The organism is Caulobacter sp. FW305-C-30-S16 (genome assembly GCF_058783025.1).
The window spans coordinates 276,170-289,819 of record NZ_JBYSYH010000001.1 but is presented as its reverse complement, the minus strand read 5'-3'; the positions used below and the strand labels follow the sequence as shown (position 1 = coordinate 289,819).

Here is a 13,650-nt window from a genome sequence, read left to right as displayed (position 1 = left end):
TGACCTCTAGAGCATCCCCTTCAGCCGGTAGAGCGCTTCCATCGCTTCCCTCGGGCTCATGCCGTCGGGCTCCATGCCCTTGAGGGCCTCCTCGACCGGGCTCGGGCCATGCTTCACCGGCGTCGGCGCGGCGGAGGCGAACAGGGGCAGGCCTTCAAGGCGCGCGGGGCTCTCCGCTTCACTTTCCAGACGTTCGAGGACTTCGCGCGCGCGCGCCACGACAGCGGGCGGGACGCCGGCCAGCTTGGCCACCTGGACGCCGTAGCTGCGGTCGGCGTGGCCGGGGCCCGCCTCATGCAGGAAGACCAGGTCGCCGTTCCACTCCTTGGCCCGCATCGACAGGTTGGAGACGTAGGACAGCCGGTCCTCGAGCGCGGCCAGCTCATGGTAGTGGGTCGCGAACAGCGCCCGGCTGCGGTTGGTCCCGTGCAGCGCCTCGGCGCAGGCCCAGGCGATGGCCAGACCGTCCCAGGTGGCGGTGCCCCGGCCGATCTCGTCGAGGATGACGAAGCTGCGCGGGGTGGCCTGGGTGAGGATGGCGGCGGTCTCGACCATCTCGGCCATGAAGGTCGAACGCCCGCGGGCGAGGTCGTCTCCGGCGCCGACACGGCTGAACAGCCGATCGACCACGCCCATCTTCAGGGACTTGGCCGGCACGAAGCAGCCGGCCTGGGCCATCACCGCCAAGAGGGCGTTCTGCCGCAGGAAGGTCGACTTGCCGGCCATGTTCGGGCCCGTGACGATCGACAGGCGGGCGCCGGTCTCGCCCGAGCCGTCTAAGCAGCAGTCGTTGGGGGTGAAGGGCTCGCCGGCGCGCTTCACGGCCGACTCGACGACCGGGTGGCGGCCGCCCCTGGCGTCGAAGCCGAAGCCCTTGTCGAGGACGGGGCGAACGGCCTGCTGGTCCTCCGCCCACTCGGCCAGGCCTGCATCGACGTCGAGCGTCGCCAGCGCGCAGGCGGCCGCCTGGAGCTGCGCGGCGAGGGCGCAGGCGGCCTCGCGCCAGGCCTCGAAGGTCGCGATCTCGATGGCCAGGGCCCGCTCGCCGGCCTGGGCGATGCGGGCGTCCAGATCGGCCAGCTCGACGGTCGTGAACCTCACCTGGTTGGCCAGGGTCTGGCGGTGGATGAAGGTCGCGTTGTGCGGCGGCTGGAACAGCGGGTCGGCCTTGCCCGCCGTGGTCTCGACGAAGTAGCCGAGCACCGCGTTGTGACGGATCTTCAGGGGCACGCCGCTTTCAGCCGCCAACCGGCTTTCGAGCGCGATGATCACCCGGCGGCTGTCGTCGCGCAGGGCGCGGGCCTGGTCGAGCTCGGGACGGATGTCGGCGGCGACGAAGCCGCCGTCGCGGGCCTGGGCCGGCAGGTCCGGGCCGAGGCCGTCGGTCAGCTGCGCCAGCAGGCCCGACAGGTCGGCCGACAGCGACGGATTGACCGCCGCCAGGGCCCGCTCGATCTCGAACGGCGGCGGATTGAGGCCATCGCCCGCATCAACCACCAGACCCGACAGGGCCTCGCCGGTCTTCAGGCCGTCGCGCAGGACGCCGAGATCCCGCGGGCCGCCGCGGCCGAGCGCCAGCCGGGACAAGGCGCGGGCCAGGTCGCCCGAGCGCTTCAGCGCGTCGCGCAGCCGTTCGCGCAGCACCCGCCGCTCCAGCAGCCACTGGATGGCGTCCAGTCGGGTGTCGATCGCCGCCGGATCGAGCAGCGGCCGGGCCAGCCGCGCGGCCAGCATCCGCGAGCCGGCGGCGGTGACGCAGCGGTCGATGCTGCCTAGCAGCGAGCCGTCACGCTGGCCGCCCGTGGTGCGTTCGATCTCCAGGCTGGTGCGGGTGGCCGGGTCGATGGCCATGACGTCGGCCTCGCCCGCGCGGCGCGGCGGCGAGAGCGCCGGAAGCTTGCCGGCCTGGGTCATCTCCAGATGCGCGGCGATCAGACCCAGCGCCGAGATCTCCGCCCCGGCGAGGCCGCCGAAGCCGTCGAGGGTGTCGACGCCATAGAGCCGCTTCAGCCGGGCCTCCGACGCCGCCGGTTCGGCCAGCGCCTGCGCCACCGGCTGGACCAGACCGCCGGCGGCCTTCAGGGCGAGGTTGACCGTCTCGTCGGCGAACAGGCGGTCCGGGACGAGGATCTCCGACGGCTGAAGCGCCGCCAGCGCGGCGGACAGTCCCGACGGCGCGATCAGCAGGCTTTCCACCTCGCCCGTCGAGAGCTCGACGCTGGCGACGGCCGCCTGGCCGCCGCGGAGGGCGATGGCCGCCAGCCGGTTGGCGCCGCGGGCGTCCAGCAGGCCGTCTTCGGTCAGGGTGCCGGGCGTGACGATGCGCACCACGTCGCGGTGAACGATGGCCTTGGAGCCGCGCTTCTTCGCTTCGGCCGGGTTCTCCATCTGCTCGCAGACCGCGACCTTGAAGCCCGCGCGGATAAGCTTGGCGAGATAGGCTTCGGCCGCGTGAACCGGCACGCCGGCCATGGGGATCGGCTGGCCGTTGTGCGTCCCGCGAAAGGTCTGGGCGATGCCGAGGGCGGCGGCGGCGCGGATCGCGTCGTCGAAGAACAGTTCGTAGAAGTCGCCCATGCGAAAGAAGACCAGGGCGTCCGGCTGCCGCGACTTGGCGTCGAAATACTGCTGCATCACGGGCGTCGCGCCGGTGGCGTCAGGCGCAGTCTGGCCGGGGGGAAGCGGGGCGTTCATCGTCGGCGACCCTAGCGGGGTTCGCGCGGGGCGTTAAGGGTTTCGCGGTCCGGTTGCCCGTCGGCCGGCGGTGTGAAAGCCTCCGCGGCGAGGGGGCGACATCATGATGAAGGGATTGCTGGTCACAGGGGCGGCCTTCTTTCTGATCGCCGCCGCGCCGGTCATGCCGCCGGGGACCGAAGCCGACCGCAATCCGGACTGGCTGGTCAAGCCTGACGGGGAGCTGATCGCGCGGTTCTACCCTAACAAGGCCTGGCGCGAGGACGTGGAGGGCCGGGTGACGATCTCCTGCGCCGCGGGCGTCGACACCCGCCTGGCCGACTGCACGGTGCTGTCGGAAGATCCGGCCGGCTACGGGTTCGGCGACGCCGCGCTCAGGCTGGCCGGCGAGATGCGGATGGCTCCGGCGATCCGCAATGGCCTGCCGGTCGTGGCCCAGATACGCGTGCCGCTGGTGTTCGCGCTTCCGGAACCCGCGCCGCCCCTGAAGCTGCCGGACGTCAACGCGCACGTGATGTTCGCGCTGGCGGGCGTCAGTCTGGTCATCGCGCTGCTGCTGCTGGCAGGCCTGATCGGCGTCTACAGGCTGACGGCCCGCAATCGCGACCGTTAGGCCTTGCCGGTCACGCCGCCCCAGAACTTGCTGGCCTTGCCCATGAAGCCGGCGGCCTTGGGGTGCTGCTGCTCGCCGCAGGTTTCGGCCAGCTCGCGCATCAGCTCCTTCTGCCGGGCGCTGAGGTGGGTCGGGGTCTCGACGAACATCTCGACCAGAAGGTCGCCCCGCTCACGGCCGCGCAGGGACGGCATGCCGCGACCCTTGAGGCGGACCGTGCGGCCGGTCTGGGTGCCTTCGGGCACCTTGACCGGGATCCGGCACTCGCCGTCGCAGTCCTCGCCGCCGGTCAGGCAGGGAGCCTCGATTTCGCCGCCGAGGGCCGCGGTGCACATCGGCACGGGCACGGTGCAGAGCAGGTCCAGGCCGTCGCGCTCGAACAGGTCGTGCGGGGCGACCGACAGGAAGATGTAGAGGTCGCCGCGCGGGCCGCCGCGCTGGCCCGCGTCGCCTTCACCGGCGAGGCGGATGCGGGCGCCGTCGTCGACGCCGGCGGGGATGCGGACCTGCAGCGTGCGCTGGCGGCGCACCTGGCCGTGGCCGCTACAGGTCTTGCAGGGGTCGAGGACCAGCTTGCCCGAGCCGCCGCAGCGGGGGCAGGTGCGCTCGATGGCGAAGAAGCCCTGGGTGGCGCGCACCCGGCCCGCGCCGCCGCAGCTGCCGCAGACGGTGGGGTTGGTGCCGGGCTTGGCGCCCGAACCCTCGCAGCTTTCGCAGGTGATCGAGGCCGGAACCGTGATCTCGACCTCCGAGCCGGCGAAGGCCTGCTCGAGGGTGATCTCCAGGTCATAGCGCAGGTCCGCGCCGCGGGCCGGACCGTTGTTCTGCCGGCGGCGACCGCCGCCGAACATCTCGCCGAACGCGTCGCCGAAGACCTCGTTGAAGATGTCATGGACATCGCCGAAGCCCTGCTGACCGCCGCCGCCCGCGCCATTGACGCCGGCATGGCCGAAGCGGTCATAGGCCGCGCGCTTCTGCGGATCGGAGAGGACCGAATAGGCCTCGTTGATTTCCTTGAAGCGGGCTTCGGAGTCCTCGCACCCGCCGTTGCGGTCGGGGTGATGCTCCATCGCCTGCTTGCGGAAGGCGCTCTTCAGCGCGGCCTCGTCGGCTCCGCGCTGGACACCCAGAATTTCGTAATAATCACGCATCAGCCGGCATCACCGAAAAACCGAGCAACCCCTGAGGTGGGAGATCGCCCGCCCGACTGCAAGTCTGTCGCCAGATGCGTCGGGCGGGCTATCGGGTTCACGCCGACTTCTTGTCGTCGCCGTCGACTTCCTCGAATTCGGCGTCGACGACGCCATCGTCCGAGGGTTGCTCGCCCGCGTCGCCGCCGGCGTCGCCCTGCTGGGCCTTGTACATGGCCTCGCCGAGCTTCATCGAGGCGTCGATCAGGGCCTTGGTCTTGACCGCGATATCGTCGGAGTCACCGCTGTCCAGCACCGCCTTGAGGTCGGTGATGGCCGTCTCGATGGCCGTCTTCTCCTCGGCGGAGACCTTGTCACCGTGCTCGGCCATGGCCTTTTCGGTGGAGTGGATCACCGCGTCGGCTTGGTTGCGCGCCTCGACGCCGGCCTTGCGCTTCTCGTCTTCGGCGCGGTTGGACTCGGCTTCGCGGACCATCTTCTCGATATCGGCGTCCGAAAGACCGCCGTTGGCCTGGATGCGGATCGACTGTTCCTTGTTGGTCGCCTTGTCCTTGGCCGTGACGTGCACGATGCCGTTGGCGTCGATGTCGAAGATGACCTCGACCTGCGGCACGCCGCGCGGCGCCGGCGGGATGCCGACCAGGTCGAACTGGCCCAGCATCTTGTTGTCGTGCGCCATCGGACGCTCGCCCTGGAAGACCCGGATCGTCACGGCCGACTGGTTGTCGTCGGCGGTCGAGAAGGTCTGGCTCTTCTTGGTCGGAATCGTCGTGTTGCGCTCGATCAGCGGGGTGAACACGCCGCCCAGCGTCTCGATGCCCAGCGTCAGCGGGGTAACGTCCAGCAGCAGCACGTCCTTGACGTCGCCCTGCAGCACGCCGGCCTGGACCGCAGCGCCCAGCGCCACGACCTCGTCCGGGTTGACGCCCTGGTGCGGCTCACGGCCAAAGAAGTTCTTCACCGCGTCGACGACCTTGGGCATGCGGGTCATGCCGCCGACGAGGATCACCTCGTCGATGTCGCCCTTCTTGATGCCGGCGTCCTTCAGCGCCTGTTCGCACGGGCCGATCGTCTTGTTGATCAGGTCCTCGACCAGGGCTTCCAGCTTGGCGCGCGACAGCTTGATGTTCAGGTGCAGGGGGCCGGACGCGTTCATGCTGATGAACGGCAGGTTGACCTCGTACTGCGTGGTCGTCGACAGCTCCTTCTTGGCCTTTTCGGCCTCTTCCTTCAGGCGCTGCAGGGCCAGCTTGTCCTTGCGCAGGTCGGTGCTGGTTTCCTTCTTGAACTCGTCAGCGAGGAAATCGACGATCCGCAGGTCGAAGTCTTCACCACCGAGGAAGGTGTCGCCGTTGGTCGCCTTCACCTCGAAGACGCCGTCGCCGATCTCGAGGATCGAAACGTCGAAGGTGCCGCCGCCGAGGTCGTAGACGGCGATCTTCTTGCCGTCGTTCTTGTCCAGGCCGTAGGCCAGGGCCGCCGCGGTCGGCTCGTTGATGATGCGCAGGACTTCCAGGCCGGCGATGCGGCCGGCGTCCTTGGTCGCCTGACGCTGGGCGTCGTTGAAGTAGGCCGGAACGGTGATGACCGCCTTGGTGACCTTTTCGCCCAGGTGACGCTCGGCGTCTTCCTTGAGCTTCATCAGGATGAAGGCCGAAACTTCCTGCGGGCTGTAGTCCTTGCCCACGGCGCGGACCCAGGCGTCGCCCGTCTGACCCTTGACGATGTCGTAGGGCACCATGCCCTTGTCCTTGTCGACCACCGGATCGCTGTAGGAGCGGCCGATCAGGCGCTTGATGGCGAACAGGGTGTTGGTCGGATTGGTGACCGCCTGGCGCTTGGCCGGCTGGCCGACCAGCTTTTCACCATCCTCGAGGAAGGCGACGACGGACGGCGTGGTGCGGGCGCCTTCGGCGTTTTCGAGCACCTTGGGCGACTTGCCGTCCATGATGGCCACGCAGGAATTGGTCGTTCCCAGGTCGATGCCGATAATCTTGCTCATTTGAGGTCTCTCTAGCTTCCTGACAGGCGGACGGCGGTGACAAGGGCCTCACATGAAGCGCCCCGGTTTTTCTCTTCCGTCCCCGGTTGGATCCTCTGGACTGAATTGGGGGTGCTTTCCGTTCCGGGAAAGCTGTTGGTCAGACCGCCATATGGGAAGCAGGGCGCCTGCCGCAAGAGCAAAACCCCCATCAAGTTTGGGGCTTTCACGCCATCAGGTCGCCGCCCCCCATTTGGGGCATGGCGCGGAGAGGCATGGGTGACCCTACTCCACCTGTTCGAGGGACAGTATCTTGGAGGGATCAATGGTTACCCTGTCTGCAAAGCTCAAGGCCGGACTGGCGCTGGCCGTCATGGTGGCGACCACGGCGCTCACGCCCGGCATGGCCTCGGCCGAAGACCGTCGCGTGCGCATCATCAACGAGACGCGCCACATCATCGTGCGGTTCTATGCGTCCAACATCGACGCCTCGGGCTGGGAGGAGGACATTCTCGGCCGTGACGTGCTGCAACCCGGCCAGTCGGTCGTGGTCAATATCGACGATGGATCGGGCTACTGCCTCTACGACTTCAAGGCGGTGTTCGACGACGGCGACTCCCTGGTCCGCCAGCGCGTCGATGTCTGCAAGATTTCGTCCTACCGCTACACCGAAGACTGACGGCCGGCGTCCGTCTGAAGTTGCGGGCGGGGTGAGCCGGAAGGCCGCCCCGCCCGTCGTCTTCTCAGGGTCGCGTCAGTGGGGCCGGGCGACCCACTGGCGGATATCGTCCAGCCGCTCGCGCCGCACCTTCGCCCGGTAGACGGCGGCTGACAGCAAGCCCTTGAGCCGCGGGGGCACCTCGCCCTCGGCCTTCGCCATGGCCAGCGCCTCGCCGGCGATCGCCTCATCGGCCCACCCGCCGGTGATCCGCTGCAGCATCCCGACCATCGAGCCCGGCGCGAACAGGGCGTCGGCGCGGGCCTTGTTGGCCTTCAGGTAAGCCCAGGTCATCGCCGGGAAGTTGGCCGACGGCCCCCGCAGGATGTTCTGGCGCAGGGTCGTCGGAGGTTCGGCGCTGAGCGCGAGCACGAGGGTCCGCTGCGCCAGGGTCCTGTCCCGCGTCTCGCCGAGCACGCCGTAGATCTGCTGCTTCTCAAGGGCGTTGGTTGAGGCGAGCGCCATCTGGCGAAGCTGTTCCCAGGTCGCGGCGTCGGCGTGCATGGCCACCACCGTCAGGGCCGGCTCGCGGACGCCGGCCGGCAGCGCCGAGGGGTCCGACCCCATGCGCGCGAACCGGGCCCGGGCCTCTGCGACCACCGCCGGGTCATCGAACCGGCCGAGCGCCTCGATCAGCCTGGCGCGAAGCAGCACCGCCGTTGCGGGCTCGCCCTCGACCGGGATCCAGCCGATCCGGTTCCAGACCGGCGCCAGCATCGCCCGCGCCCGCGCCCGGAACGCCGTCTGGCCGCTGTCCGCGTCGTAGAGGCGGTCGATCTGCCCCAGCACGTCGACCACCTGCATCCAGACCACCGGATTGGCGTCGGCAGGCAGGCTGGCCGCGAGGTCCAGCCAGCGCGACACAGGCTCCGTGCCCTGCTGGCCGAACGCCCAGTAGTCGTAGAGCAGGCCGAGCTGGTCGGCCGGCGCGAGGGTCCCGAAGACCGCCTGCAGCCGGCTGTAAGCCTTGGCGTCGTAGGCGGTGCGGAAGTACCCGGCCTGGCCGAAATTGACCAGCAGGGGCGCGCCGGCGGGGCCCTTGAGGCGCACCGACTGGCCCATCGAGACTACGTCGCGCCAGTCCCGCTTCTGTCCGGGCCAGGTCGCGGCGACGGGCGTCACCCAGCTCAGCGGCTCCCGGGACGGCGCGTCGACGCCGAAGCGGCGCTGCGACAGCCGCCAGGCCGAGCCCAGCGTCGTGACCTTGATCAGGGGCACGCCCGGCTGGCCGGTGAAGTCGGCGGCGATGTGGCGGATCGGCTGACCGGAGGCGGCTTCCACCGCGCTCCACAGATCGTCGCTGACTGTGTTCCCGTAGGCGTGCTTCTTCATGTAGGCGCGCAGGGCGGTGCGGAAATTGTCGGCGCCGATCCAGGCCTCGACCATGTTTATGACCGCCTGGCCCTTCTGGTAGCTGATCGTGTCGAAGGCCGCGTCGCGGGCGTCGGCGACCGGCTGGACCACCGGATGGGTGGCCTCGCGGGCGTCGAGATTCATCGCCCCGTCGCGGCCGGCCATGGCCTGAAGACCGGCGTCCCATTCGGGGTGGAAGACGGTCAGCGCCTTGGTCGCCATCCAGGAGGCGAAACCCTCGTTCAGCCAGAGGTCGTCCCACCAGGCCATGGTCACCAGATCGCCGAACCACTGGTGGGCCATCTCATGGGCGATGGTGCTGAAGGCGCCCTGGCGGTCGGCCTGGCTCGAGATGCGGTCATCAACCAGCACGGCCTTCTCGAAATAGAGGATCGCCCCCCAGTTCTCCATCGCCGAGAATGCCGACGCGCCGCCGGGCAGGGCGACCATGTCCAGCTTGGGCAGCGGATAGGGCGTGCCGAAGTAGTCGTTGAACCAGGGCAGCAGCTGCGCGGCGGCGTCCAGGGCGTATCCGGCCTGACCGGTCGAGCCGCGCTTGACCACCACGCCGACGTCGACGTCGCCGACCTTCCGGCTGATACGCTCGAAGTCGCCGACCGCGAGGAACAGCAGGTAGGAGCTCATCTTCGGCGTGGCCGCGAAGGTCGTTCGGGTGAAGCCGTCCCCGACGGGGGCGACCGACTCGATCGGGGTGTTGGAGACGACCATGTCAGCGGCCGGTGCCTCGACCGTCAGCTTGAAGGTGGCCTTCAGCGCAGGCTCGTCCCACATCGGCGCGAACCGGCGCGCGTCCGGAGATTCAAACTGGGTCGCCAGCAGACGCTTCTCGCCCTGGTCCGTGGCGTAGTCGACCGAGAACAGGCCGAAAGCCTGCTGGTTGATCTTGCCGGTGTAGTCAATGGCCAGACGGCGCTTGCCGACCGCCAGCGGGCCGGCGAAGGTCAGGGTCGCGGTCTGTGCCTTGTCGTCGAACGTGACGGTCGGGGCGGCGTCGACGCCGTCGAGACGGATCTTGCCGAAGGTCATGTCGGCGGCGTTGAGCGTCACAGTGTTAGTCGCCCGGACCACCTGCACATCGGCGCTGACCGAGCCGGTGAAGGTCAGGGCCGCCGCGTCGGGCCGCACGATGATGTCGTAGTGGACGGGGGTGATGTCCGTCGGCAGGACGTTGCGCCCCGACTCCGTCGCGGGCGTCGCCCCGCAGCCGGCCAGCAGCGTGGTCGCCGCCAGCAGCAGTCCAAGTCCGATACGCTTGATCACGGAACCTCTCCCCGTTCGGTCGGCGGGGAGACTAGACTGACGCATGGGCGCGCGATCATGAAGGATTTGTCAGGTTTCACCCTGCTGCCAGGCCGGCTAAGTCCGGCGGAGCAGGCGGCGCTTGTCGAGACGGTGCTGGCCGCCGCCGCCGCGGCGCCGTTTCATCGCCAGTTGACCCCCGGCGGCAAGCCGATGGGCGTGCAGAACACGGGCCTCGGACCCCTCAGCTGGGTGACCGACGCCCGCGGCTATCGCTACGAACCGAACCACCCCCTGACGGGGAAGGCCTGGCCGCCGATGCCTGATCTCCTGCGGGATCTCTGGGCGGAACTCGCCGACGCCGCCGTTCCGGCTGACGCCTGCCTGGTCAACCTCTATCGGGAGGGAGCGAAGATGGGTCTGCACCGAGACGCGGACGAGGCCGACTTCCGGTTTCCCGTCCTGTCGGTGTCGCTGGGCGATACGGCGGTCTTCCGCCTCGGGGGGCTGAAAAGGACCGACCCCACCCGGTCGGTGCGGCTGGCCTCCGGCGACGTCTGCCTGCTGGCCGGGGCGTCGCGGCTGGCGTTTCATGGCATCGACCGCGTCCTCAGCGGCTCCTCCCGCCTGGTTCCGGGCGGTGGACGGCTCAACATCACCCTGAGACGGGCGCGGCCTGCCTGAGACGCTTCCCAGCGAGCAGCGTCCGGCGCTAGGGTGCGGCAACGATACGAGGGAACCCCGCCATGCTGAAGCTGACCCGTCCCGAGGGATCCGAGCCGCGCGACTTCGACCTGTCCCGCCGCGCCCTGCCCGGGCTGTTCTTCGCCGGCTACGCCGCCGCCGCCGTGTCGGCGAAGGCCGAACCGATCAAGACCGACCTGAGCGGCCTGGTCGCCGAGACGGTGATGATCCCGGCCGGTGATCGCGACATTCCCGCCTACATCGCCCGGCCGGACGGCCGCGGAAAACGACCGGTGGTCGTGGTGGTGTCGGAGGTCTTCGGCATTCACGAGTATATCCGCGACACCTGCCGGCGGCTGGCCAAGCTCGGCTATGTGGCGATCGCGACCGACTTCTTCGTGCGGCACGGCGATCCCGCACCGCTGGTCGACTTCACCCAGATCCGCAACATCGTCGCCGCCGCCACCGACGCCCAGGTGATGAGCGATCTGGAGGCGACGACCGACTGGTTGTCGCGTCAGGCCTTCGTGAACCGGAAGAAGATGGCCGTCACCGGATTCTGCTGGGGCGGAGCGCAGGTCTGGCTGGCCTGCGAGCGGATGCAGACCTTCCGCTGCGGCGTGGCCTGGTACGGCCGGTTGTCACGGCCGGCGGCGGGGCAGTTTCTGTCCGAGCCCGAGCGGGAGTGGCCTCTGGAACTGGCCGGCTTCCTGAAGGCGCCGGTGCTGGGCCTCTACGGCGGCAAGGACCAGGGCATTCCGGTCACCGACGTCGAGGCGATGCGGCGCAAGCTGCGCGAGTTCGAGAAGGCCGGGGCGGACCTGATCGTCTATCCGGACGCCCAGCACGGATTCCACGCCGACTACCGCGCCAGCTACGACGCCGCGGCGGCCCAGGACGGCTGGCGCAAGATGATCGACTATTTCCACCGCTACGGCGTGAAGCCGTAGTCGAGGGGACATGTACCTCTGGTACGTGTCCCCTAACCGAGCAGAACTGATTTGGGGGACACGTACCGGCTTCGCCGGCTACATGTCCCCTTCTACCCCCGCAGTTTCCGCGTCAGCGCTTCCAGGTCACGCGACAGCTGGGGATCGTCGGCCTTGAGCGCCTCGATGCGGCGGACCGCATGCAGGACGGTGGTGTGGTCGCGCCCGCCGAAGCGCCGGCCGATGTCGGGCAGCGAGCGGGTCGTCAGCTGCTTGGCCAGCCACATGGCCGCCTGACGCGGACGGGCGACCGAGCGGTTGCGGCGTTCGGAGACCAGATCCGCCTGGCGCAGACCGAAATGCTCCGACGTCGCCTTCTGGATGTCGTCGATGGTGATGCGCTTCTCCGCGCCGCGCAGGTGCGGGCGGAGGATCGCCTGGGCCTCGTCCAGCGACAGGCCGCTGACCTGGGCGCCCATACGGGCCACCAGGGTGTTCAGGGCGCCTTCCAGCTCCCGCACGCTGTCGGTGAAGCGGTCGGCGAGGAACTGCAGCACCTCGGGACGGGCCTGGGCGTTGAAGCCGCCCTGACGCCCCAGCGCGACCAGCTTCCGCTCAAGGATGCCCAGTCGCAGCGCGCCGTCGGCCGGCTCGATGCCGCAGACGAGGCCGGCGGACAGGTGGCTGCGCAGGCGCGCGTCCATCTCGGTGATCTGGGCCGGCGGCCGGTCGGCCGAGAAGACCACCCGGCGGCCGTCCTCCATCAGGGCGGTCAGGGTGTGGAACAGCTCTTCCTGGGTCGACTGCTTGCCGGCGACGAAATGCACGTCATCGATCAGCAGCAGGTCGGCCGTGCGCAGCTCTTCCTTGAACAGGGCGGTGGAGCGATCCATCACCGAGCGCACGAAGGTCGACAGGAAGCGCTCGGCGCTCAGATAGACCACGCGCTTTTCGGGCGCGGCGCGCATGGCCTCCCAGGCCATCGCGTTGAGCAGGTGGGTCTTGCCGAAGCCGTAGCCGCTGTGGATCACGACCGGATTGAAGTGACCGTCAGCCCAGCTGGCCACGCGCCGCGCGACGGCGTGGGCGAATTCGTTGGCCGGGCCGGGCACGAAGCTGTCGAAGGTGAAGCGTTCCTGCAGACCGGCGACGCGGCCGGTGCGGGTTCCGGGCGTCGGGGCGATGGCCGGGGCGTCGGTGGCGACGGGGTCCAGCACCTCGATGGCCTCGGCGATGATGTCCATGCCGCCGGTGTCCGTCTCGAACTCCATGCGGGATTTCAGGTCGAGGCTGCGCCCCTGCGGATCATGCTCGGCCCACAGCTCGCCGATGCGGCGCCAGGCGTTGCGGCGGATCCAGTCGCGGGCGACGCCGGTGGGGGTGACCAGAACGATGCGACCGTCCGCGATTTCGCGCAGGGCGGCCTGGGCCAGCCACGACCCGAACGCAGCCTCACCCAGCTCCCGGCGCAAGGCCAGACAGGCCTTGGTCCAGACGGCGCCAGCAGGTGTTTGCGACGGCATCGTTCGCCCGCCCAAAGAGTTCATAAGCCCCACCCGTTCCGTTTCTTTTCCGAACCCGCGACACCCCTCCGCCCCCACGGTGGAGAAGTCAGAATACTCAACGCAGTCAGTCTCTTAGCCGGCGGACGCGGGGCGTCCGCCGCCGCCACTCTCATACCCATAAAAGGAAGAGGACCAAGCGTCGAAGGCTTCACACTAGCGGCCTGAAAATCGGTGGGTCAAACCTGAAATTTGAGTCCGGACGCGGATATTTCTGTTGACTCACGAGGCCCCCTCGCCCGGCAAGGGAATCCGTTAATGCCCCTTGAGGGCGGTGTGAATATTCGCCGCACACGCGAACTGCAGACGCGAAAAACCGGCCGGCGCAGAGGCGCCTGCCGGTTGTTCAACGTGCTGAAATTTCAGGCGAACGGTGTCTGCGACTCCGCTCCGGGCAAGCCCGAAGTCAGGCGGCCGTCGACAGCTTCTTCAGCTGGGCGTTCAGGCGCGAGACCTTGCGCGAGCCCGTGTTCTTGTGGACCACGCCCTTGGACACGGCGCGCATCAGTTCGGACTGCGCGACGATGAAGGCGGCCTTGGCGGCGGCGGCGTCGCCGGCGGCCAGGGCTTCATCGAACTTGCGGAGGAAGGTGCGCACGCGCGAGCGACGCGCCTTGTTCACTTCCGTGCGGCGCTCGATCTTGCGGATCGCCTTCTTGGCGCCGGGATTATTGGCCATGAGCTTGTAGAACCTCAGAACGGACA

The 13,650-nt window shown here is 69.0% G+C and carries 10 protein-coding genes; 4 read left to right on the top strand and 6 right to left on the bottom strand.

All coding sequences use genetic code 11. The features are described from left to right. Positions 1 to 6: 6 nt before the first annotated feature. Positions 7 to 2,694 carry a DNA mismatch repair protein MutS gene (gene mutS / locus AC3WJT_RS01305; protein ID WP_492341261.1) on the bottom strand — a complete coding sequence of 896 codons (2,688 nt, stop codon included), beginning with the start codon at positions 2,692 to 2,694 and terminating at the stop codon, positions 7 to 9. 103 nt (positions 2,695 to 2,797) lie between these two features. Between mutS and AC3WJT_RS01300 the strand changes: the two genes are divergently transcribed. Next, complete coding sequence (locus AC3WJT_RS01300) at positions 2,798 to 3,307, top strand: TonB family protein (RefSeq protein WP_492341260.1); 510 nt, start codon at positions 2,798 to 2,800, stop codon at positions 3,305 to 3,307. Here AC3WJT_RS01300 and dnaJ read toward each other — a convergent pair. Next, complete coding sequence (gene dnaJ, locus AC3WJT_RS01295; RefSeq protein WP_492341259.1) at positions 3,304 to 4,458, bottom strand: molecular chaperone DnaJ; 1,155 nt, start codon at positions 4,456 to 4,458, stop codon at positions 3,304 to 3,306. The two genes, AC3WJT_RS01300 and dnaJ, sit on opposite strands and share 4 nt — an antisense overlap. Positions 4,459 to 4,555: 97 nt before the next feature. Further along, the gene (dnaK, locus tag AC3WJT_RS01290; RefSeq protein ID WP_492341258.1) at positions 4,556 to 6,460 is read right to left on the bottom strand and encodes a molecular chaperone DnaK; all 1,905 of its coding nucleotides are present in this window, start codon (positions 6,458 to 6,460) and stop codon (positions 4,556 to 4,558) included. A 304-nt stretch (positions 6,461 to 6,764) separates the two neighbouring features. Between dnaK and AC3WJT_RS01285 the strand changes: the two genes are divergently transcribed. Next, positions 6,765 to 7,118 carry a hypothetical protein gene (locus tag AC3WJT_RS01285; protein ID WP_492341257.1) on the top strand — a complete coding sequence of 118 codons (354 nt, stop codon included), beginning with the start codon at positions 6,765 to 6,767 and terminating at the stop codon, positions 7,116 to 7,118. Positions 7,119 to 7,193: 75 nt separating this feature from the next. Here the strand turns inward: AC3WJT_RS01285 and AC3WJT_RS01280 are convergent, their stop codons facing one another. Then, on the bottom strand, positions 7,194 to 9,791 hold the full coding sequence (locus AC3WJT_RS01280) for a M1 family metallopeptidase (RefSeq protein WP_492341256.1): 2,598 nt from the start codon (positions 9,789 to 9,791) through the stop codon (positions 7,194 to 7,196). A gap of 57 nt (positions 9,792 to 9,848) precedes the next feature. Here AC3WJT_RS01280 and AC3WJT_RS01275 point away from each other — a divergent pair, with 57 nt between their 5' ends. Together AC3WJT_RS01275 and AC3WJT_RS01270 are read left to right on the top strand one after the other, a co-directional pair. After that, complete coding sequence (locus AC3WJT_RS01275; protein WP_492341255.1) at positions 9,849 to 10,454, top strand: alpha-ketoglutarate-dependent dioxygenase AlkB; 606 nt, start codon at positions 9,849 to 9,851, stop codon at positions 10,452 to 10,454. A 62-nt stretch (positions 10,455 to 10,516) separates the two neighbouring features. Then, positions 10,517 to 11,404, top strand: coding sequence for a dienelactone hydrolase family protein (locus tag AC3WJT_RS01270; RefSeq protein ID WP_492341254.1), 888 nt, complete (start codon positions 10,517 to 10,519; stop codon positions 11,402 to 11,404). Positions 11,405 to 11,496: 92 nt separating this feature from the next. Here AC3WJT_RS01270 and dnaA read toward each other — a convergent pair whose 3' ends face one another. Next, positions 11,497 to 12,930 carry a chromosomal replication initiator protein DnaA gene (gene dnaA / locus AC3WJT_RS01265; protein WP_492341253.1) on the bottom strand — a complete coding sequence of 478 codons (1,434 nt, stop codon included), beginning with the start codon at positions 12,928 to 12,930 and terminating at the stop codon, positions 11,497 to 11,499. A gap of 421 nt (positions 12,931 to 13,351) precedes the next feature. Continuing rightward, the gene (gene rpsT / locus AC3WJT_RS01260; protein ID WP_492341252.1) at positions 13,352 to 13,624 is read right to left on the bottom strand and encodes a 30S ribosomal protein S20; all 273 of its coding nucleotides are present in this window, start codon (positions 13,622 to 13,624) and stop codon (positions 13,352 to 13,354) included. Positions 13,625 to 13,650 lie beyond the last annotated feature (26 nt).

Excerpts from the sequence above, each read along its gene's own strand:
- mutS (WP_492341261.1), bottom strand. The coding sequence starts at position 2,694 with ATGAACGCCCCGCTTCCCCCCGGCCAGACTGCGCCTGACGCCACCGGC.
- AC3WJT_RS01300 (WP_492341260.1), top strand. The coding sequence starts at position 2,798 with ATGATGAAGGGATTGCTGGTCACAGGGGCGGCCTTCTTTCTGATCGCC.
- dnaJ (WP_492341259.1), bottom strand. The coding sequence starts at position 4,458 with ATGCGTGATTATTACGAAATTCTGGGTGTCCAGCGCGGAGCCGACGAG.
- dnaK (WP_492341258.1), bottom strand. The coding sequence starts at position 6,460 with ATGAGCAAGATTATCGGCATCGACCTGGGAACGACCAATTCCTGCGTG.
- AC3WJT_RS01285 (WP_492341257.1), top strand. The coding sequence starts at position 6,765 with ATGGTTACCCTGTCTGCAAAGCTCAAGGCCGGACTGGCGCTGGCCGTC.
- AC3WJT_RS01275 (WP_492341255.1), top strand. The coding sequence starts at position 9,849 with ATGAAGGATTTGTCAGGTTTCACCCTGCTGCCAGGCCGGCTAAGTCCG.
- AC3WJT_RS01270 (WP_492341254.1), top strand. The coding sequence starts at position 10,517 with ATGCTGAAGCTGACCCGTCCCGAGGGATCCGAGCCGCGCGACTTCGAC.
- dnaA (WP_492341253.1), bottom strand. The coding sequence starts at position 12,930 with ATGAACTCTTTGGGCGGGCGAACGATGCCGTCGCAAACACCTGCTGGC.
- rpsT (WP_492341252.1), bottom strand. The coding sequence starts at position 13,624 with ATGGCCAATAATCCCGGCGCCAAGAAGGCGATCCGCAAGATCGAGCGC.